We start from the raw sequence: 19,118 nt of genomic DNA, 5'->3' as shown, positions 1-19,118 counted from the left end.
ATCCGGCCTGCTCACCAGGCCCTGCCCTTGGCCGTACGTGCCGCGCGTGCGCCACGCCATGCCCTGATCTGCCCTCAAAGCCGTCAATGTACGCCAGTCAGCGTGCGCAAGCCCATAAGCCGAAAGGCCAACGTTGCGCGCATGCCGCATGCGAACCTCCGCTTCGGCGCGCTCCGGTTCACGCCCGGTCGCACGCCTTGCGCTCGCGCAATGACAGCGCTCAGAGGCTGCCCTTCGTCGACGGAATCTTGCCCGCCTGACGTTCGTCCAGTTCGGCGGCCTGACGCAGCGCGCGGCCGAATGCCTTGAACACGGTTTCCATCTGATGGTGCGCATTCAGGCCGCGCAGGTTGTCGATGTGCAGCGTCACGCCGGCGTGGTTCACGAAGCCTCGGAAGAATTCGATCGACAGGTCGACGTCGAACGTGCCGATGCGCGCACGCGTGAACGGCACGTGGAATTCGAGGCCCGGGCGGCCCGAGAAGTCGATCACGACGCGCGAGAGCGCTTCGTCGAGCGGCACGTAGGCGTGGCCGTAACGGCGAATGCCCTTCTTGTCGCCGATGGCCTGCGCCACCGCCTGGCCGAGCGTGATGCCGACGTCTTCGACCGTATGGTGGTCGTCGATATGCGTGTCGCCATGCGCCTCGATATCCAGATCGATCAGACCGTGTCGTGCGATCTGGTCGAGCATGTGGTCGAGAAACGGCACGCCGGTCGCGAGCTTTTGCTCGCCTGTGCCGTCCAGATTGAGTTTCACGCGGATTTGCGTTTCGCTGGTGTTGCGAACGACTTGCGCGACGCGCATGGCAATTTCCTTCAAACAGCCCGTAACAGGAGAATGGGAGAACGAAGCATCGGCCTTAACGGAGCACGAGCTTCAGGGCAGCGAGCAGTTGCGCGTTTTCGTCGGGGGTCCCGACGGTCAGGCGTACGCAATTCGCCAGCAATGGGTGCATTTTACCCACGTTTTTGATCAGGATCCGGGCGGACAGCAGTGTATCGAACACCGCGGCCGCGTCGGGCACGCGCACGAGCAGGAAATTGCCCGCGCTTTCGAACACCTGCGCGCCCGGCAGCTTCGCCACTTCGGCGGCCAGCGTCGTGCGTTCGACACGCAGTTGCGCGGCCTGCGCGTCGAGCACGTCGACGTGGTCGAGCAGCAGATCGGCCGCCGCCTGGGTGAGCACATTCACGTTGTACGGCGGGCGCACCTTGTCGAATTCGTTGAGCCACGCCGGGCGCCCGGCCAGATAGCCGAGGCGAATGCCCGCGAGCCCGAGCTTCGACATCGTGCGCATCACGACCACGTTGTCGAACTCGCCCGCGCGCGGCATCCAGCTTTGCATCGCGAACGGCTGGTAGGCCTCGTCGATCACCACGAGGCTTTTCACCGCCGCAGCCGCCGCGATCACGCGCTCGATGTCCGCGTCGTCGAACAGCGTGCCCGTGGGGTTGTTCGGGTACGCCAGCCAGATCACGGCGGGCGTGTGCTCGGCGATGGCCGCGAGCGTCGCGTCGATATCGAGCGTGAAATCGGCCTTCAGCGACACGCCGACGAACTCCACCTGCGCGAGCTTCGCCGACATCGCGTACATGACGAAGCCCGGCACCGGCGCGAGCACCTTGGCGCCCGGCTTCGCGCACGCCATCGTGATCATGCTGATGATTTCGTCCGAGCCGTTGCCGAGCAGCACGTCGCACTCGGCCGGCACATGCATCGCCTTCTTGAGCTTCGCGATCAGCGCCTCGGGGCGCGGTGCGGGATAGCGGTTGAGCGCGACCGCCGCGAGGCGCTCGGCCAGCAGCGCCGCGAGATCCGCCGGCAGCGCGAACGGATTTTCCATGGCGTCGAGCTTCACGAAACCGGATGCGTCGGGCACCGGGTAGCTCGTCATCGCGAGCACGTCGCGACGGATGATGTCTTGTGGTGTTGTCATGTCAAAAGGCGGCGCGCGCGAGCGGACCGCCAGCACGGGCTGCTCGGCAAGCCGGCCGCCCTGGTTATCGTCGTGGTCTCTGCTGCGTGTGGCTCGGACTACGGTTCACACTGCGGTTCACCCGGATACGCCCCGCACACGCGCGCGGGGATTTGCCGCTGCACACTGTCTCCATGCTGCGCGGCGGCGACGTTCAGCCTCTCATCACCCCCTCGTTGCAGGCCGCGCGACGCACTGGCGAGGCGCGCCGCAGCGAAGCATCAGAGCGACTTCATGCGGAATTCGGCGCTGCGCGCGTGCGCTTGCAGGCCTTCGCCATACGCCAGCTCCGCCGCGATCTCGCCGAGCGTTTGCGCGCCTTCCGCGCTCACCTCGATCAGGCTCGAACGCTTGATGAAATCATAGACGCCGAGCGGCGACGAAAAACGTGCGGTACGAGACGTAGGCAGCACGTGATTCGGCCCCGCGCAGTAGTCGCCGAGGCTCTCGCTCGTGTAGCGGCCAAGGAAGATCGCGCCCGCGTGGCGGATTTCGGCGCCCCACTTCTGCGGCTCCAGCGCCGAGATTTCGAGGTGCTCCGGCGCGATCTCGTTGGCGATGGCGCAGGCTTCGGCCATGTCGCGCACCTTCACGAGCGCGCCGCGGTTCGTGAGCGACGTGGCGATGACTTCGGCGCGCGGCATGCTGGGCAGCAGTTCGCCGATGGCGTCTTCCACGCGCTTGATGAAGCCTTCGTCCGGGCACAGCAGGATCGACTGAGCCAGTTCGTCGTGCTCGGCCTGCGAGAAGAGATCCATGGCGACCCAGCGCGGGTCGGTCGTGCCGTCGCAGATCACGAGGATTTCCGAGGGCCCGGCGATCATGTCAATGCCGACCGTGCCGAACACGCGGCGTTTGGCCGAGGCCACATACGCGTTGCCCGGCCCGCAGATCTTGTCGACGGCCGGAATTGTGTCCGTGCCGTAGGCGAGCGCGGCCACCGCCTGCGCGCCGCCGATCGTGAACACGCGGTCGACGCCGCCCAGCAGCGCCGCCGCCAGCACGAGCGGGTTCTTCACGCCGTCGGGCGTGGGCACGACCATGATGATTTCGCGCACGCCCGCCACCCGCGCGGGAATGGCGTTCATCAGCACGGAAGACGGATACGCCGCCTTGCCGCCGGGCACATACAGGCCCACGCGATCGAGCGGCGTGACCTTCTGGCCGAGCACCGTGCCGTCGGATTCGGTGTACTGCCAGCTATGCGAGCCGCACTCGATGCGCTGCTTCTCGTGGTAGCCGCGCACGCGCGCCGCCGCCGCTTCGAGCGCCGCGCGCTGCTTGGGTTCGAGGCTCTCCAGCGCGGCTTCGAGCTCGGCGAACGGGAGTTCGAGCGCCGCGACGCTCGTGGCCGTGAGGCGGTCGAAGCGGTTCGTGTAGTCGAGCACGGCGGCGTCGCCGCGCGTCTTCACGTCGGCGAGAATCTGCGCGACGGAGCGCTCGATGGCCTCGTCCTCGCTCGCCTCGAAGGCGAGCACCGCGTGCAGCGCCTTCTTGAAGCCTGCGGCGCTGGAATCGAGTTTGCGCATCGTGATAGCCATGCTGGTATCCATCCGTATCGGTTGTGCGGGCGCGCTCATGCTGCCCGCTTTTGCTGCTCGCTGCGGTTGTCTGCCGCTAGCGTTTGCCGCTAGCGTTTGCCGCTATTGTCCGCCGCTGTTGCCGCTTACGCTGCCTGCTCGCGGCGCGACGCGCGTTCGAACGCGTCGATGATCGGTCGCAGCGCGGCGCGCTTGAGCTTCAGCGCCGCCTGATTCACGACGAGGCGCGACGAGATCTCCATGATCTCCTCGACCTCGACCAGATTGTTCGCGCGCAGCGTGCCGCCCGTGCTCACGAGGTCGACGATCGCGTCGGCGAGACCGACCAGCGGCGCGAGTTCCATCGAGCCGTACAGCTTGATCAGGTCGACGTGCACGCCCTTGGCCGCGAAGTGCTGGCGCGCGGCTTCGGTGTACTTGGTGGCCACGCGCAGGCGTGCGCCCTGGCGCACCGCATTCGCGTAATCGAAACCGCCCTTCACTGCCACCGAAAGGCGGCAGCGCGCGATGTCGAGATCGATCGGCTGATACAGGCCGCCGCCGCCGTGCTCGTTGAGCACGTCCTTGCCCGCCACGCCGAAGTCGGCCGCGCCGTACTCCACGTAGGTGGGCACGTCGGTCGCGCGCACGATGATGACGCTCAGGTTCGGGTCCGTGGTCGGCAGGATCAGCTTGCGCGAGGTTTCCGGGTCCTCGGTCACCTGAATGCCCGCGGCGGCGAGGAGCGGCATCGTCTCTTCGAAGATGCGGCCCTTCGAAAGCGCGAGCGTGAGCGGCGCGCCGGCGGCGGCCGCCGGCGTGGGCTTGGACTCGACCGTGCTCATGCCGCGTTCCCCTTGATGCGCTTCACGTTCGCGCCGATCTTCGTGAGCTTCTCTTCCATGCGGTCGTAGCCGCGGTCGAGGTGATAAATGCGGTCGATCAGCGTTTCGCCGTCGGCGCACAGGCCCGCGATCACGAGGCTGGCCGACGCGCGCAGGTCGGTTGCCATCACTTTCGCGCCGGAGAGCTTTTCCACGCCCGCGACCAGCGCGGTCTTGCCGTCGATCGTGATGTGCGCGCCCAGGCGGTTCAGTTCCTGCACGTGCATGAAGCGGTTTTCGAAGATCGTTTCAACCACTTGCGAGGTGCCGTCCGCGATCGTGTTGAGCGCCATGAACTGCGCCTGCATGTCGGTCGGGAACGCCGGGTATTCGGAGGTGCGCACGTTCACGGCGCGCGCGCGCTCCTGCATGCGCACGCGCATCCAGTCGTCGCCCTCTTCGATCGTCACGCCCGCTTCGCGCAGCTTGTCGGTGACGGCGTCGAGCGTGTGCGGACGCACGTGGCGCAGCGTGACGTCGCCGCCCGCGGCCGCGACCGCGCACAGGAACGTGCCCGCTTCGATACGGTCGGGAATGACGGTGTGCTTCGCGCCGTGCAGCTTGTCCACGCCTTGAATCACGAGGCGGTCGGTGCCGATGCCCTCGATCTTCGCGCCCATCGCGACGAGCAGGTGCGCGAGATCGCCCACTTCGGGCTCGCGCGCGGCGTTCTCGATCACCGTTTCGCCGTCGGCGAGGACGGCTGCCATCAGCAGGTTTTCCGTGCCGGTGACCGTGATCATGTCGGTGACGATGCGCGCGCCCTTCAGGCGCTTCGCGCGCGCCTCGATGAAGCCGTGCTCGATGTTGATCTCGGCGCCCATGGCCTGAAGGCCCTTGATGTGCTGATCCACGGGGCGCGCGCCGATCGCGCAGCCGCCGGGCAGCGACACCTTCGCCTCGCCGAAGCGCGCGACGAGCGGCCCGAGCACGAGGATCGAGGCCCGCATGGTCTTGACCAGTTCATACGGCGCGACGAGGTTGTCCACCTTCGAGGCGTCGAGCTGCACGCGCGCGCCGTCCTGCTCGGTGCGCACGCCCATCTGGCGCAGCAGCTTGAGCGTGGTGCGCACGTCCTGGAGGTCGGGCACGTTATCGAGATGAACGGGTTCCGCGCTCAAAAGGCCGGCGCAGAGAATGGGCAACGCGGCGTTCTTCGCACCCGAAACAGCCACTTCCCCTGCGAGCTTCCGCCCGCCGACGATGACGAGTTTATCCATGCCTGAGGTTTCCTGATCGGTGCGGCCGGCTTGCGGGGTCGCTTCGAGTTGAGCTGCGCCGCTGGCTGCGGCGCCTTTATCCTGGGTAATTCGCACTGAGATTCCAGATTATGCGTTCTGCCATTCGGCGGGCGTGAGCGTCTTCATGCTGAGCGCGTGGATTTCCTCGCGCATGCGCTCGCCGAGCGCCGCGTAGACGAGCTGATGGCGCTGGATCAAGCGCTTGCCGTCGAATGCTGAGGAAACGATCGTCGCGAAGAAGTGCTGGCCATCGCCTTCGACTTCGAGGTGCTCGCACGCGAGCCCTGCCGAGATGTACTGCTTGACCTGTTCCGGAGTCGGCAACATGAGTATGGCTCCTGCCTGATATTGCGTCTGGTGATCAGTGGCGCAGCTTGTACCCGCTCGCGAGCAGACGCATGGCGAGCGTGGCGAGCGCCACGAAAAACACGAAAACGATCGACAGGCTCACGAACGGGTTGATGTCGGACAGGCCGAAAAACCCATAGCGGAAGCCATCGATCATGTAGAAGAACGGGTTCAGCCGCGACACCTCGCGCCACAGGGGCGGCAGCGTATGCGTCGAGTAAAACACGCCCGAAAGAAACGTGAGCGGCATGATGAGAAAGTTCTGAAACGCCGCGAGCTGGTCGAACTTCTCCGCCCAGATCCCGGCGATCAGGCCGAGCGTGCCGAGGATCGCCGAGCCGAGCACCGCGAAAGCGATGATGTAAAGCGGCGCGGCGAAGCTCATCGGAATGAACCAGATCGTCACGACGAACACGCCCGCGCCAACGGCGAGGCCGCGCACGATCGAGGCGAGCACGTAGGCTCCAAACATCTCCCATGCGGCGAGCGGCGGCAATAGAACGAATACGAGATTGCCCGTGATCTTCGACTGGATCAAGGACGACGAGCTATTCGCGAAGGCATTCTGCAACACGCTCATCATCACGAGGCCGGGAATCAGGAAGCTCGTGTACTCCACGCCCGGATACACCTCCACGTGACCGCGCAGCGCGTGGCCGAAGATCGTGAGATACAGCAGCGCCGTGATGACGGGGGCGAGCACGGTCTGGAAAGCAACCTTCCAGAAACGCAGCACTTCCTTGTAGAACAGCGTACGGAAACCGCTCATGCGAGACCCTCGACCACTTCAGGACCGTTCATCACCTGCACGAAGACATCTTCCAGATCGGCCTTGCGCACTTCCACCTCTTCGAGCTTGCAGCCGTTCGCACGGCATTTCGCGAGAATGCGCTCCACTTCGTCGTAGCTCGACAGGCGCAGCAGATGCTGATGCGCGCTGGCGTTCGACGGATCGACTTCGAGCGCGCGCAGCTCGCCCGGCAGCACGCCTTCCGAGAAGCGCAGGAACAGCTGCGTGCCCGCAAAGCGTTGCAGCAGCGTGCTCGTGCGTTCGAGCGCGACCATCTCGCCGCGCCGCAGCATGGCGATGCGGTCGCACAGTTGCTCGGCTTCTTCGAGATAGTGCGTGGTGAGCACGATGGTGTGCCCTTCGCGGTTCAGGCGCGCGATGAACTTCCAGAGCGTCTGGCGCAGTTCCACGTCCACGCCGGCGGTGGGCTCGTCGAGCACGATCACGGGCGGACGGTGCACGAGCGCCTGCGCGACCAGCACGCGGCGCTTCATGCCGCCCGAGAGCGCGCGCATGTTCACGTCGGCTTTCTCGGTGAGGTCGAGATTGGCCATCACTTCGTCGATCCACGCGTCGTTGTTGCGCAGACCGAAGTAGCCGGACTGGATGCGCAGCGTTTCGCGCACGGTGAAGAACGGATCGAACACCAGTTCCTGCGGCACGACGCCCAGGTTGCGGCGCGCGTTGCGGTAGTCGGAGACGACATCATGGCCGCGCACGGCGATCGAGCCCTCGTCCGCGCGGGCGAGGCCGGCCAGTATGCTGATGAGCGTCGTCTTGCCCGCGCCGTTCGGGCCGAGCAGCCCGAAGAACTCGCCGTCTTCGACCGTGAAGCTGACGCCCTTGAGCGCCTGAAGCGACTTGTAGCGCTTCTTGACGTTGCGGATTTCTATGGCTGGCATGACTAATACGCCGCCCGTTTGCGAACGGCGCGGCTCATGAATGCATCAATGCTGCGGGGAAGACCGGAATTGGGGACGGCTTACAAGCCGACCCGGCTGTCTCTGCGCACGCTTCTTAACCACCAAGCGATGCTTTTGCGCCGAGGCAGCGCCCAAAAAACGGTTGATTATAGGCCAAGTCGGAAAGCCCGGCCTGGCCCTGGGATGAAGAGCGTCGACCTGGTCATGCGGCGGCGTGCCGCTCGAACGCGAAGGTTCGGCCAGGTGACGCGCGTCAATGTCGCTCGTGCAGGAGCGTATCGACGCCGTAGGCGCGCGCGAGAGAAGCGAGCGCGGGAGGCAGATTGAGCACAGCGAGGGATGTACCGCGTTCGCGCGCGGCGCGCTGCCAGGCGATCAGCACGGCGAGCGCCGACGAATCGAACTGGGTGAGCGCGGCGCAGTCCACGGCGGTTGCGCCCGCCGAGATCTGCGCGAACCCGGCCGAGAGCGCGGCCTTCGCGCTCTCGTGGGTCAGGTTGGCGCCGGTGGCGAAGCGCTCGCTCACGAGGTCGCCTTGCCCGATGCGAGTTGCTGGTTGCGCTGCGTGAGGAACTGGATCAGGCCGTCCACGCCGCCCTGCTGGATCTTTTCCTGGAACTGCTGCTGGTACGCCTGGATCAGCCACGCGCCGAGCACGTTGATGTCATACACGCGCCAGCCTTGCGGCGTCTTGTACAGGCGGTAGTCGAGCTCGATCGGCTGGCCGTTGTTCAGCACCGTCGAACGGACCACGACGTCGGTGTCGTCCGGGTTCGCGCGGAACGGCTTGTACTGGATCTGCTGGTCGCGCACCTGGGCGAGCGCGCCCGAGTACGTGCGGATCAGCAGCGTCTTGAACTGCTCGATGACCTGTTGCTGCTGCTCCGGCGTAGCCGTGCGCCAGTTGCGGCCCATCGCGAGCTGCGTGGTGCGGCGGAAGTCGGTGTACGGCAGGATCTTTTCGTTCACGAGCTGCGTGATCTTGCCGATGTCGCCGCCCTGGATCGACTTGTCACCCTTGATCTGATCCATGACCTGCGTCGTGATCGTCTTGACCATGGCGTCGGGGTTGCTGGTGTCTACCGTCTGAGCGAACGCGCCGCTGGCAAACGAAAGAAACATGGCGAAAAACGGGTACAGAAAGAATTTTTTCATATCGAGTCCTGCAAGTTGGAGACATACGCCCCGTTGGAGCCAACGATATCACGCGAGTTCTATCTCGCTATGTCAAAAACTGCCAGCAAAGTGCGACAAGCGTTTCTGCTTGTTACGTCAGACATTTATGTCGGACGTTGATGCCGAATGCATGGCCGGCGAGGCGCTGACACCCGCCGGACGTGACCTCAATGCAGGCGCAGCATGCCCGGGAAGCCGATGCGTGCGGGCGGAATCATCTGGTCGCCGGGCACGGTGGTTTGCGAGGCGCCTTCCGGTGCGCTGGCGCCGGCGGGGCCTTGCAGCGTGGCCGGAGCGGTTGCTTCGCCGTTGGGATACGCGGACGGCATGCTCGCCGCGCCCGGCACGGCCGCACGCGCCGCACCCGAAGCCGGGACAGCCGCGCCGGCCGCCGCCGATGCGGGCGCGGCCGCACCTGCCGCGCCTTCGTCGACGTCGTCGTACTTCGGCAGCGGTGCGCCATCGCCGTAATCGGGCAGGTTGCTGTCCGATGCGTGGCCGTCCGAAAGCAGATAGTGGCGGCGTTGCAGGTAGGCGTTACGAATGAACGAGTAGCGGTCGATCGCCGCGCCTTCGAGCAGGTCGCTCGCGCCCAGCAGGTTCGCGCGCGTGCTCACCACGTTCAGGCCGTAGAGGCCCCACGACAGCGCAGCCGGGTCCACATAGGTGAGCGGATTGATGAAGTAGTTGGGCACGAGGGCCACGCCGTCACGCACCGTGCTCGGGCCGAACAGCGGCAGCACGAGGTACGGACCGGCCGGCACGCCGTAGTGGCCGAGCGTGAGGCCGAAGTCCTGGTTGTGCTTGGGCAGCTTCGCGAGCGTCGCGACGTCGAACAGACCGCCCACGCCGAAGACCGTGTTGATCACGATCCGCATGATGTCCGAAACGCCGTCGGCGATCTTCAGTTGCAGGAAGTTGTTCGCGGCGTTGTAGACGTCGCCGATGTTCGCGAAGAAGTTCGTCACGCTGTCGCGCACGGGCTGCGGCGTCACCTTCACGTAGCCCTGCGCCACCGGCTTGAGCGCGTACTGGTCAACCTTGTCGTTGAACGTGTACACCGTGCGGTTGAAGCCTTCCCACGGGTCGTCCTTCGAGGGCGTCTGCACCGTCGAGCACCCTGCGAGTGCGAGCGCCGCGACCCCGATCGTGATGGCGCGCATGCGTATGGTCGTCATTGTTATTTCTCCTTATTTGGCCGCCGGGGCTGCCGAAGCCACCGGGGCCGGCGCCGCTGCGGGCGCGGCCGGCGCGGAGTCGGCGTTCGCGCCACTGGACGATTTTGCGGCGCCCGAGTCGGCCGCCTTGCTATAGAGGAACTGGCCGATGAGGTTTTCGAGCACGATGGCCGATTGCGTCATCGAGATGGTGTCGCCCGCCTTGAGCATTTCCGAGTCGCCGCCCGGCTCGAGACCGATGTACTGCTCGCCGAGCAGGCCCGACGTCAGGATCTTGGCCGACGTGTCCTTCGGGAACTGGTACTGCTGGTCGAGGTTGATCGTCACCAGCGCCTGATAGGTGTTGGAGTCGAAGCCGATCGAGGCCACCCGGCCCACGGTCACGCCCGCGCTTTTCACCGGCGCGCGCGGCTTGAGCCCGCCGATATTGTCGAACTTGAGCTTCACCGGGTAGGTGGGCTGGAACGACAGCGAGCTCATGTTGCCGGCCTTCAGCGCAAGGAACAGCAGCGCGATAAAGCCCAGCACCACGAACAGGCCGACCCAGAAGTCGAGAGCATTCTTTTTCATCGTCATCCCAATGAGAATCCGTTGCGGCGGCGCTCACGCGAGCGCCACGCCGCGAGAGGGCCGGGTCACTGCCCGGCTCTTCTAGCTGATCTGTTAGCTGAACATCAGCGCGGTAAGCAGGAAGTCGAGGCCGAGCACCGCAAGCGACGCGTACACGACCGTCTTGGTGGTCGCGCGCGACACGCCCTCGGGCGTGGGCTTGGCTTCGTAACCCTGGTACAGCGCGGTAAACGTCACGGCGAAACCGAACACGACGCTCTTCATCACGCCGTTGCCCACGTCCGCCCAGACGTCCACGCCGCCCTGCATTTGCGACCAGAAGGCGCCTGCGTCCACGCCGATCAGCAGCACGCCCACCACATAGCCGCCCAGAATGCCGACCGCACTGAAGATCGCCGCGAGGATCGGCATGGCGATCACGCCCGCCCACATGCGCGGCGCGACCACGATGCGCACGGGGTCCACCGCCATCATCTCCATGGCGGTGAGCTGCTCGCCCGCCTTCATGAGCCCGATCTCGGCCGTGAGCGAAGTGCCCGCGCGGCCCGCGAACAGGAGCGCCGTGACGACCGGCCCGAGCTCCCGCACGAGCGAGAGCGCCACCAGCAGCCCGAGCGCCTGCTCGGAGCCGTAGCGGTTGAGCGTGTAATACCCCTGCAAGCCGAGCACGAAGCCCACGAACAGGCCCGACACCGCGATGATCAACAGCGAATAATTACCGACGAAGTGGATCTGCTTCGTGACAAGACGCGGGCGGCGCAGCAGCGGGAAGAATTCGAGCACGAGACGCACGAAAAAGCGCGTGGCGTGCCCCGCGCGCGCGATCGAGTCGAGCACGCTGCGCCCGATCGAGCTGATGGCGCCGATCATGAGCGTCCTCCGCCAATGCCGAAGTCCGCTTCGAGCGGCACGTTCGTCGGGTAGTGAAAACGGAACGGGCCGTCCGGCGCGCCGTCGATGAACTGGCGCACGATCGGATCGGTCGACGCGCGCAGCTCGGCGGGCGTGCCTTGTGCCTGCACGCGGCCGTTCGCGACGAAGTAGACGTAGTCGGCGATCGCGAACGATTCCGGCACGTCGTGCGTTACGAGGATCGAGGTCGCGCCGAGCGCGTCGTTGAGCGTGCGGATGAGGTTCGCGGTGATGCCGAGCGAAATGGGGTCGAGGCCCGCGAACGGCTCGTCGTACATCATCAGCTCGGGGTCGAGCGCGATGGCGCGGGCGAGCGCCACGCGGCGCGCCATGCCGCCCGAGATTTCCGAGGGCGCCAGGTCGCGTGCGCCGCGCAGACCGACCGCGTTGAGCTTCATGAGCACGAGGTCGCGGATCAGTTCTTCGGGCAAATCGGTGTGCTCGCGCAGGGCGAAGGCAACGTTCTCGAACACCGACATGTCGGTGAAAAGCGCGCCGAACTGGAACAGCATGCCCATCTTGCGGCGCAGGGCGTAGAGGCCCTCGCGCGATTGCGCGCCGACGTCCTGGCCGCCGAACAGCACCTGGCCGCGCTGCGCGCGCACGAGGCCGCCGATCAGGCGCAAAACCGTCGTTTTTCCGCCACCGGAACCGCCCATGACCGCCACCACCTTACCGCGCCCAAAGCGCATGTTCAGGCCGGACAGGACGAGGCGCTCGCCGTAGCCGAAGTCGACGTCGCGCAGCTCCAGCAGGGTCTCAGAGGATGAGGGCACGTGGCAGACAGTCCATTTACACGAAGGCGGGATTATAGGGCCATCGTGGAAAACCTGCCGTGACGCACCCTGGCCCATTGATGTAAGCCGCAATCGCCCGCTGCTGCGGGTTGCGGCCCCCCAAAGCCCGGGGTCCGCGCACGCGGCGCGCCCCCCGGCCAGGGTGGACCATTATTGCGTAAACGCGTTGCGCAATGCAGCAACGGCGGCAGCCGGGTCGGCCGCCTCGGTCACGGCGCGCACCACCGCCGCGCTGCCCGCGCCCGTGGCGAGCACCGCGGGCAAGATGTTGCCGTCGATCCCGCCGATGGCCACCATCGGCACGACGCCGTCCAGCAGCTTCACGTAGCGCGCGAGGCGCGCCAGGCCCTGGGGCGCCGTGGGCATGGTCTTCGTCGTGGTGGCGAAGACCGCGCCGCAGGCCAGATAGCTCGGGCGGAAATGCAGCGCCGTCAGCATCTCGAAGTAGCCGTGCGTGGACAGGCCCAGGCGCACGCCCGCTGCCGCGATCGCGCCGAGGTCGGCTTCGCGCAGGTCTTCCTGGCCGAGATGCACGCCGTACGCGCCGACGGCGACGGCTTCCTGCCAGTGATCGTTGATGAAAAGCTGTGCGTCGTGCTTGCGGCCCGCCGCGACACAGCGCTCGATCTCCTGCGTGAGCGCCGCCGACTTCGGCTGCTTGCTGCGCAACTGCACCGTCTTCACGCCGTAGTCGAGCACGCGCTCGACCCAGTCCGCCGTCGGCAGCACCGGATACAGGCCGAGCTTCGCCGGGCACGGCGCGAACGGCTGCGCGGGCGCGGCGGGCAGGCCGAGCACGCGCGGAAAGCGCTTGAAGTCGACGGGCCAGGCGTCGGCCTGCTGCTCGTCACCGTCGCGCCAGGCGAGCGCAAGCACGAGTGCGTCGTGCGGATCGAACCCGCAGTCGAGAAACGCCGCCAGCGCGGCAATCCAGTCTTCCGCCAGTTCGCCTTCGAGCGCGTAACGCTCGCCGCCCAGGTGCAGCGTGACACGGGCCGCCTTCGGGCTCTCGCCCGCGGCTTCGATCACGCCCGCGCCCTCGGTCATCCAGCGCGCGATGCTGGCGAGATGCGGCGCCGCGTCGGTCACGACGATGAGGTCGCCGCCGTTGGGCGCGTCGGGCGGCGTGAGACAGATGCGCCACGGCGCATGCGTGGGCGGCCAGTCGCCCAGGCGTGCGCGGATGCGCTCGGCCGTTTCGGTGAGCTTGTCGGCGGGCGGCCAGAACAGCTCGCGGTCTTGCAGTCGCAGTGTTTCGGTCATCGCTTGTCTCCATCCTGGTGCCAGAACGGCATGCCCACCACGGGCGTGCTCGCCACCGCCGCATCGCGTTCGGCCATCGGCCCGGCGAGATACGCGGCGCGGCCCGCCTCGACGCCCAGCGCGAACGCGCGCGCCATCGCGTCGGGGTGCGTGGCCTGCGAAACGGCCGTGTTGAGCAGCACGCCGTCGAAGCCCCACTCCATCACCTGGCAGGCGTGGGAGGGCACGCCCAGACCCGCATCGACGATGAGCGGCACATCGGGCAGGCGCTCGCGCAACACGCGCAGGCCGTACGGATTGATCACGCCCTTGCCGGTGCCGATCGGCGCGCCCCACGGCATGAGCGCCTCGCAGCCCGCGTCCAGCAGACGGCGGCCGATCACGAGGTCCTCGGTGCAATACGGCAGCACCTTGAAGCCGTCCTTCACGAGCCGCGCGGCGGCTTCGATCAGGCCGACCGGGTCGGGTTGCAGCGTGTAGTCGTCGCCGATCAGTTCGAGCTTGATCCAGTCGGTTTCGAAGACTTCGCGGGCCATGTGCGCCGTCGTGACGGCTTCGTTGACGGTGAGGCAGCCGGCCGTGTTCGGCAGCAGCGGCACGCCGTGGCGCTTGAGCAGGTCGAAGAAGCCCGCTTCGGCGGTGCCCTCGTTCATCTGGCGGCGCAGCGCGACGGTGATCATGCCGGGGCGCGCGGCGGCCATCGAATCGGCGAGCGATTGCAGCGACGGATAACGCGAGGTGCCGAGCAGCACGCGGCTCGCGAAGGTTTCGCCGTAGAGCGTGAGCGCGTCGGCGGTGGGAGTGGTGGTCATGGCGTGGAATCCTTGGGCGGTGTCGTGGATGCGGCGGCGCGGTGCGCGCACGAATGCGCGCGGCTCAGCCGCCGGCCACGGGGCTCACGACGTCGAGGCGGTCGCCCGCCTGGAGCGCGCGCGCGCCGTGCTGGGCGCGCGCCACGAAGTCGCCGTTCAGGGCCACGGCGAACGGCGGACGCGCGCCAAACGCGGTAAGCGCATCGGCGACGGTCGCGCCCTCGGGCAGCGTGAGCGGCTTCTGGTTGATATGAATGTCCATGGCAAATACGTTCTCAGACTACGGTTTGATTCGGGTGGCGCTTCACGCCTCAGGCCGGCTCATGCGCGCCCTGCGCGTGCAGCATCTCGCCCCAGCGCGACGCGCGGCGCAGCGCCTCGAACGAGTCGGCGTCGCTCACGCGGGCGTCGAGGAGCGCCTGCGCGACACGCGCGGCTTCGTCGGCGACTTCCGGCGCGATCATGAAGCCGTGCCGGTAGAGGCCGTTCACGCGCAGCGTGGCCTTGCCGTCCCAAATGAGCGCCGGGCGATGGTCGGGCAGCGTCGGGCGGCACTGCGAATTCAGTTCGAGAATGCGCGCCTCGCCGAACGCCGGATGCACGGCGAACGCCGCGCTCAGCAATTCGAGCGCCGAGCGCACGCTCACGGGCGAGCGGTCCTCGCCCTCGATCTCGGTCGCGCCGATCACGTAGAGATCGTTCTCCTTCGGCGCGATATAGAGCGGATAGCGCGGATGCAGCAGCCGCACCGGACGCGTCAAGCCGATGCCCGGCGCATGCACGCGGGCGACTTCGCCGCGTATGCCGCGCAGCCCCGGCAGCACGGGTTTTGCACCCAGGCCGCGGCAGTCGATCGTCACGCGCGCGCGCGGCGGGTTCGCTTCGTCGACGGTGGTGTGCCAGTGCGTTTCCACACCACGCGCGGCGAGGCCGGCCGCAAGCGCGGCGAGCGCCTGGCGGTTGTCGAGCTGCCCTTCACCGTTCAGAAGCCAGCCGCGCGCGAAGCGCCCGGCGAGCGCCGGTTCGGCCGCGTCGAGCTGTGCGCCGGCGAGCGCGACGAAGTTCGCATCGGCAAGCGCGCGCGGCGCGTTCGCGCGCACGCGGCGCTCGAAGAGCGGCGCCTCGGTGCGATCGGCGCTATGCCAGACCACGAGCGTACCGTTGCGCTGGAAGAACACGGGCGCAGGTAATTCGGCAAGGATGCGCGGCCAGGCTTCGAGCGACGCCACGCCAAGCTCGGTGATGAGCAGTTCGGCAACGGCAGCTTCAGCGAGCGGCGCGAGCATGGCCGCCGCGACCCAGGCCGCGGCCTCGCCGCCTTCGGGGCCGCCACGCTCGTAGAGCGCGACGCGATGGCCCTCGCCGGCCAGACGCCATGCGACGAGCCGGCCGCACAGGCCGCCGCCGAGCACGGCGAAGTCGGGCGTGCCGCCCACGCTATGGTGATGGACGCGGCTCATGACGACGCTCCGTCATGCAAGGCGTGCGCAGTGAAAAACGGGGAACAAGCAAGAGAATAGGCGGTCATCGTATCCTTTCCGTACGGCAGCAGCAGACGTACCCAAGGACGAAACCGGCTGGCAAGGCCGACCGTGGAGGCTATGCGGCGCAGACGGCCCGATACGGAAATCGTATGGACCCGAGCGCCGAACGCGCGGCCCGGCGGGAAACCTGGCGCCCCTGCAAAGGCCAGGGCGCTCCGGCAAGACTTTCTGGAAACTTCCCGCGCCGGTATTACCCGGATCGGGTGCGAAGGGTCTCTCTCAGCCTCAGTACGGCATGCCCGGCATACCGGTGAAGCACCCCTGTTTCGTCACCGTCGATTAGACCACAAAACGCGCGGCGCCCGCAAACCTCGACGGAATGGCACGGCTCGTCTGGCACAATGCCTTGGACCCGCTCCTTTCGCCTCGCGAGCCCGCGCGGTGAGACAATGAGCGCCACGCTACGGCGGCGCGGCGCGGGCATTTGCCTCAGCGTTTCGCCAGGCACTTGCCCCGGCATTTACCCCGTCAAGTCTCGTTAAGTCTCACTTAAGCGGTTGCCGACAGAATCCGTGCACAGCGGCCGCCGCGCGGCGCGCGGCATATGGCGAAAGCGGCCCGAGCGGGCCGGCACAAAACATCAGGACGCACATGACCAACCAATCTTCCCGCGCCACGCCCGATCAGAACGAGCATCAGAAGATCACCGCGTGGAGCCTGATCAAACCCTACTGGGTTTCCGAGGAACGCTGGATCGCCTGGGGGCTGCTCGTCGCGATCATCGTGATGAACCTGCTCGTCGTGTGGATCAACGTGCGGCTGAACGGCTGGAGCGCGGAGTTCTACAACGCATTGCAGGCCAAGGACGTCAAACGCTTCCCGCCGCTCTTGATGACCTTCACCGAGCTGGCGTTCGGCTTCATCATCCTCGCGGTGTACGGCCGCTATCTGCGCCAGATGCTCGGCTTTCGCTGGCGCCAGTGGCTCACCAACCGCTTCCTGAGCGAGTGGCTCGGCAAGGGCGCGTTCTACCGCATCGAGCGCGACCGCCTCGCCGACAACCCCGACCAGCGGATCAGCGACGACCTCCAGTCGTTCGCCACGACCACGCTCTCGCTCACGCTCGACCTGCTCTCCACGGTCGTCACGCTGATCTCGTTCATCACGATCCTGTGGACGCTCGCGGGCGCGCTCACGGTCACGCTGGGCGGGCAGCCGCTCGCGATTCCGGGTTACATGGTCTGGGCCGCCGCGCTCTACGCCGTGTTCGGCTCGCTCGTGATCCAGAAGGTCGGCCACCCGCTCGTGTCGATCAACTACCAGCAACAAAAGGTGGAGGCGGACTTCCGCTTCGGCCTGATCCGCCTGCGCGAAAACGCCGAGCAGATCGCGCTGTACGACGGCATGGACACCGAGCGCGGCAACGCACAAGGTCTCTTCCAGCACATCCGCGAAAACTGGTGGCGCGTGATGAAGTACACGAAGCGCCTCACCTTCGTGCTGAGCTTCTACGGCCAGATCGCCATCATCTTCCCGCTCGTGGTCGCCGCGCCGCGCTACTTCGCGGGCGCGTTCACGTTCGGCGTGCTGATGCAGATCTCGCAGGCGTTCGGCACCGTGAGCGATTCGTTCTCGTGGTTCATCAACAGTTACGCCACGCTGGTTGAATGGCGCGCTACCGTGAACCGTCTGCGCGAATTCGTGCGCGTGGTGCACTCGCCGCGCCTGAAGGAAACGGTCTCGCCCGCCACCGAGCACGGCGGCATCAACCTGCACTACATCGACAACAACGAACTCGCGACCGAGCATCTCAAGCTCTCGCTGCCCAACGGCACGCCGCTGTCGGAAGTGCGCGACATCGCCATCAAGCCGGGCTCGCGCTGGCTCGTGCGCGGCCCCTCGGGCGCGGGCAAGAGCACGCTGATGCGCGCGCTCGCGGGCCTCTGGCCGTTCGGCGAAGGCTCGATCGACGCGCCGGTGGATGCGCGCATGATGTTCATCCCGCAACAGAGCTACCTGCCCATCGGCACGCTCAAGGCCGCGCTCACCTACCCCTCGCCCGCCGACGACTACAGCGACGAAGACTGCCGCGAAGCGCTGCGCGCCTGCCGCCTGGAAGACTACGCGGACCGGCTCGGCGAGTCGGCGCACTGGACGCGCGTGCTCTCGCCGGGCGAACAGCAACGCCTCGCGGGCGCTCGCGTGCTGCTGCACAAGCCCGACTATCTGTTCCTCGACGAAGCGACGAGCGCGCTCGACCCCGACAACGAAGGCCGTCTCTACAAGCTCTTCATGGAGCGCCTGCCGAAGGCGGCGATCGTGAGCGTGGCGCACCGCGAGTCGCTTGCGGCGTATCACCACGAAACGCTCGAAATCGAGCGCATGCCTGAAGAGCGGGTCGCGGCGTGAGCGCGGCCGGCGCAGGCTTCGAGCGCGTCGTGCTGATCACGGGCGCGGGCTCGGGCATTGGCGCGGCGCTCGCGCGGCGCATCGCGGCATCGGGTGTCGCGCTCATGCTGCACGCGCGCGGCGCGGACGAAGCGGCGCGCGCGCGGCTCGTCGCGGTCGCCGCCGAATGCGAGCGGCGCGGCGCAACCTGCGCCACCACCTACAGCGATCTCGCCGTGCCGGGCAATGCCGCCGCGACCGTGGAGGCGACGCTCGCGCACTTCGGCACGCTCGACCAGATCGTGGCCAACGCCGGGCACGCGCAGCGCCAGTCGCTCGCCGCGCTCGACGCCGGTTCGCTCGAAGGCGCGTTCGCCGCCATGCCCGCCGCGTTCGCGGCGCTCATGCAGCGCGCCCGGCCCGCGCTGGAGCGCTCGGCGCGCGCCCGCGTGGTCGCGCTCAGTTCGTTTGTCGCGCACCGTTATCGCGCCGACGCGCCGTTCGCCGCCACCGCCGCCGCCAAGGCCGCGCTCGAATCGCTCGCCAAAACCGCCGCCGCGGAGCTGGCGCCGCACGGCGTGACGGTGAATTGCGTCGCGCCCGGCTACACGCGCAAGGACAAGGGCCCCACGCCCGAAAACGCGCCGGTGTGGGAGCGTGCGGCGCAGGAAACGCCGCTCGGCCACGTGGCCGACCCCGCCGATATCGCCGAGCTCATCGGCTTTTTGCTCAGCGACGCGGCGCGCCACATTACGGGCCAGGTGATCCACGTCGACGGCGGGTTGACGCTCGGCTGACCGGCCCGGCACGCGTGCGCCGTCATTCGCTTGCTATCGAATGAAGGTGCGCAATG

20 protein-coding genes and 1 riboswitch are annotated in these 19,118 nt (G+C 67.1%); of the genes, 2 read left to right on the top strand and 18 right to left on the bottom strand.

Features of this window, described 5'->3' with window-relative positions; translation table 11 throughout:
- Positions 1 to 220: 220 nt before the first annotated feature.
- The 18 genes from hisB to C7401_RS29055 form a co-directional block, all read right to left on the bottom strand.
- Entirely contained in the window at positions 221 to 808 is a 588-nt protein-coding gene (gene hisB, locus C7401_RS29140; RefSeq protein ID WP_028206573.1) for an imidazoleglycerol-phosphate dehydratase HisB, read from the bottom strand.
- A gap of 55 nt (positions 809 to 863) precedes the next feature.
- A complete protein-coding gene (gene hisC / locus C7401_RS29135; protein WP_112174925.1) occupies positions 864 to 1,940 on the bottom strand; it encodes a histidinol-phosphate transaminase in 1,077 nt (358 codons plus the stop codon).
- 260 nt (positions 1,941 to 2,200) lie between these two features.
- Positions 2,201 to 3,520 (bottom strand): histidinol dehydrogenase, encoded by a 1,320-nt coding sequence (gene hisD, locus C7401_RS29130; protein ID WP_112174924.1) that lies wholly within the window; start codon positions 3,518 to 3,520, stop codon positions 2,201 to 2,203.
- A 125-nt stretch (positions 3,521 to 3,645) separates the two neighbouring features.
- Positions 3,646 to 4,344 (bottom strand): ATP phosphoribosyltransferase, encoded by a 699-nt coding sequence (gene hisG / locus C7401_RS29125; protein WP_112174864.1) that lies wholly within the window; start codon positions 4,342 to 4,344, stop codon positions 3,646 to 3,648.
- Positions 4,341 to 5,603, bottom strand: coding sequence for a UDP-N-acetylglucosamine 1-carboxyvinyltransferase (murA, locus tag C7401_RS29120; protein ID WP_112174863.1), 1,263 nt, complete (start codon positions 5,601 to 5,603; stop codon positions 4,341 to 4,343). The genes hisG and murA overlap by 4 nt, the downstream gene beginning before the upstream one ends.
- A 108-nt stretch (positions 5,604 to 5,711) precedes the next feature.
- Complete coding sequence (locus C7401_RS29115) at positions 5,712 to 5,951, bottom strand: BolA family protein (protein WP_028213298.1); 240 nt, start codon at positions 5,949 to 5,951, stop codon at positions 5,712 to 5,714.
- 34 nt (positions 5,952 to 5,985) lie between these two features.
- The gene (locus tag C7401_RS29110) at positions 5,986 to 6,741 is read right to left on the bottom strand and encodes an ABC transporter permease (protein WP_112174862.1); all 756 of its coding nucleotides are present in this window, start codon (positions 6,739 to 6,741) and stop codon (positions 5,986 to 5,988) included.
- Positions 6,738 to 7,664 carry an ABC transporter ATP-binding protein gene (locus tag C7401_RS29105; protein WP_112174861.1) on the bottom strand — a complete coding sequence of 309 codons (927 nt, stop codon included), beginning with the start codon at positions 7,662 to 7,664 and terminating at the stop codon, positions 6,738 to 6,740. Before C7401_RS29105 ends, C7401_RS29110 begins: the two co-directional genes overlap by 4 nt.
- A gap of 274 nt (positions 7,665 to 7,938) precedes the next feature.
- A complete protein-coding gene (locus C7401_RS29100) occupies positions 7,939 to 8,211 on the bottom strand; it encodes an STAS domain-containing protein (protein ID WP_112174860.1) in 273 nt (90 codons plus the stop codon).
- Positions 8,208 to 8,840: an MlaC/ttg2D family ABC transporter substrate-binding protein gene (locus tag C7401_RS29095; RefSeq protein WP_112174859.1), complete on the bottom strand. Its 633-nt coding sequence runs from the start codon at positions 8,838 to 8,840 to the stop codon at positions 8,208 to 8,210. Before C7401_RS29095 ends, C7401_RS29100 begins: the two co-directional genes overlap by 4 nt.
- 188 nt (positions 8,841 to 9,028) lie before the next feature.
- Positions 9,029 to 10,039, bottom strand: coding sequence for an MlaA family lipoprotein (locus C7401_RS29090; RefSeq protein WP_112174858.1), 1,011 nt, complete (start codon positions 10,037 to 10,039; stop codon positions 9,029 to 9,031).
- Between the two features lie 12 nt (positions 10,040 to 10,051).
- A complete protein-coding gene (gene mlaD, locus C7401_RS29085) occupies positions 10,052 to 10,609 on the bottom strand; it encodes an outer membrane lipid asymmetry maintenance protein MlaD (RefSeq protein WP_112174923.1) in 558 nt (185 codons plus the stop codon).
- 93 nt (positions 10,610 to 10,702) lie between these two features.
- Positions 10,703 to 11,479 (bottom strand): lipid asymmetry maintenance ABC transporter permease subunit MlaE, encoded by a 777-nt coding sequence (gene mlaE / locus C7401_RS29080; RefSeq protein WP_112174857.1) that lies wholly within the window; start codon positions 11,477 to 11,479, stop codon positions 10,703 to 10,705.
- Positions 11,476 to 12,297, bottom strand: coding sequence for an ABC transporter ATP-binding protein (locus tag C7401_RS29075; protein ID WP_112174856.1), 822 nt, complete (start codon positions 12,295 to 12,297; stop codon positions 11,476 to 11,478). The genes mlaE and C7401_RS29075 overlap by 4 nt, the downstream gene beginning before the upstream one ends.
- A 171-nt stretch (positions 12,298 to 12,468) precedes the next feature.
- Positions 12,469 to 13,581 carry a thiamine phosphate synthase gene (thiE, locus tag C7401_RS29070; RefSeq protein ID WP_112174855.1) on the bottom strand — a complete coding sequence of 371 codons (1,113 nt, stop codon included), beginning with the start codon at positions 13,579 to 13,581 and terminating at the stop codon, positions 12,469 to 12,471.
- Complete coding sequence (locus C7401_RS29065) at positions 13,578 to 14,393, bottom strand: thiazole synthase (RefSeq protein ID WP_112174854.1); 816 nt, start codon at positions 14,391 to 14,393, stop codon at positions 13,578 to 13,580. Before C7401_RS29065 ends, thiE begins: the two co-directional genes overlap by 4 nt.
- Before the next feature lie 64 nt (positions 14,394 to 14,457).
- Positions 14,458 to 14,655 carry a sulfur carrier protein ThiS gene (gene thiS / locus C7401_RS29060; protein WP_112174853.1) on the bottom strand — a complete coding sequence of 66 codons (198 nt, stop codon included), beginning with the start codon at positions 14,653 to 14,655 and terminating at the stop codon, positions 14,458 to 14,460.
- A 49-nt stretch (positions 14,656 to 14,704) separates the two neighbouring features.
- Positions 14,705 to 15,853 (bottom strand): FAD-dependent oxidoreductase, encoded by a 1,149-nt coding sequence (locus C7401_RS29055; protein ID WP_112174852.1) that lies wholly within the window; start codon positions 15,851 to 15,853, stop codon positions 14,705 to 14,707.
- Positions 15,854 to 16,096: 243 nt separating this feature from the next.
- Positions 16,097 to 16,210: riboswitch (TPP riboswitch) on the bottom strand.
- Positions 16,211 to 16,528: 318 nt separating this feature from the next.
- Between C7401_RS29055 and C7401_RS29050 the strand changes: the two genes are divergently transcribed.
- Together C7401_RS29050 and C7401_RS29045 are read left to right on the top strand one after the other, a co-directional pair.
- Positions 16,529 to 18,286 (top strand): ABC transporter ATP-binding protein/permease, encoded by a 1,758-nt coding sequence (locus C7401_RS29050; RefSeq protein ID WP_112174851.1) that lies wholly within the window; start codon positions 16,529 to 16,531, stop codon positions 18,284 to 18,286.
- Complete coding sequence (locus C7401_RS29045) at positions 18,283 to 19,062, top strand: SDR family NAD(P)-dependent oxidoreductase (protein ID WP_112174850.1); 780 nt, start codon at positions 18,283 to 18,285, stop codon at positions 19,060 to 19,062. The genes C7401_RS29050 and C7401_RS29045 overlap by 4 nt, the downstream gene beginning before the upstream one ends.
- Positions 19,063 to 19,118 lie beyond the last annotated feature (56 nt).

The sequence above is a fragment of the Paraburkholderia unamae genome, assembly GCF_003268775.1.
Lineage (GTDB): Bacteria > Pseudomonadota > Gammaproteobacteria > Burkholderiales > Burkholderiaceae > Paraburkholderia > Paraburkholderia unamae.
The sequence above is the reverse complement of the archived record's forward strand: the minus strand, read 5'-3'. Positions and strand labels throughout refer to the sequence as shown.

Bases quoted from the DNA above. Each gene is read 5' to 3' on its own strand.
- hisB (WP_028206573.1), bottom strand. From the start codon at position 808: ATGCGCGTCGCGCAAGTCGTTCGCAACACCAGCGAAACGCAAATCCGC.
- hisC (WP_112174925.1), bottom strand. From the start codon at position 1,940: ATGACAACACCACAAGACATCATCCGTCGCGACGTGCTCGCGATGACG.
- hisD (WP_112174924.1), bottom strand. From the start codon at position 3,520: ATGGCTATCACGATGCGCAAACTCGATTCCAGCGCCGCAGGCTTCAAG.
- hisG (WP_112174864.1), bottom strand. From the start codon at position 4,344: ATGAGCACGGTCGAGTCCAAGCCCACGCCGGCGGCCGCCGCCGGCGCG.
- murA (WP_112174863.1), bottom strand. From the start codon at position 5,603: ATGGATAAACTCGTCATCGTCGGCGGGCGGAAGCTCGCAGGGGAAGTG.
- C7401_RS29115 (WP_028213298.1), bottom strand. From the start codon at position 5,951: ATGTTGCCGACTCCGGAACAGGTCAAGCAGTACATCTCGGCAGGGCTC.
- C7401_RS29110 (WP_112174862.1), bottom strand. From the start codon at position 6,741: ATGAGCGGTTTCCGTACGCTGTTCTACAAGGAAGTGCTGCGTTTCTGG.
- C7401_RS29105 (WP_112174861.1), bottom strand. From the start codon at position 7,664: ATGCCAGCCATAGAAATCCGCAACGTCAAGAAGCGCTACAAGTCGCTT.
- C7401_RS29095 (WP_112174859.1), bottom strand. From the start codon at position 8,840: ATGAAAAAATTCTTTCTGTACCCGTTTTTCGCCATGTTTCTTTCGTTT.
- C7401_RS29090 (WP_112174858.1), bottom strand. From the start codon at position 10,039: ATGACGACCATACGCATGCGCGCCATCACGATCGGGGTCGCGGCGCTC.
- mlaD (WP_112174923.1), bottom strand. From the start codon at position 10,609: ATGAAAAAGAATGCTCTCGACTTCTGGGTCGGCCTGTTCGTGGTGCTG.
- mlaE (WP_112174857.1), bottom strand. From the start codon at position 11,479: ATGATCGGCGCCATCAGCTCGATCGGGCGCAGCGTGCTCGACTCGATC.
- thiE (WP_112174855.1), bottom strand. From the start codon at position 13,581: ATGACCGAAACACTGCGACTGCAAGACCGCGAGCTGTTCTGGCCGCCC.
- C7401_RS29065 (WP_112174854.1), bottom strand. From the start codon at position 14,393: ATGACCACCACTCCCACCGCCGACGCGCTCACGCTCTACGGCGAAACC.
- thiS (WP_112174853.1), bottom strand. From the start codon at position 14,655: ATGGACATTCATATCAACCAGAAGCCGCTCACGCTGCCCGAGGGCGCG.
- C7401_RS29055 (WP_112174852.1), bottom strand. From the start codon at position 15,853: ATGAGCCGCGTCCATCACCATAGCGTGGGCGGCACGCCCGACTTCGCC.
- C7401_RS29050 (WP_112174851.1), top strand. From the start codon at position 16,529: ATGACCAACCAATCTTCCCGCGCCACGCCCGATCAGAACGAGCATCAG.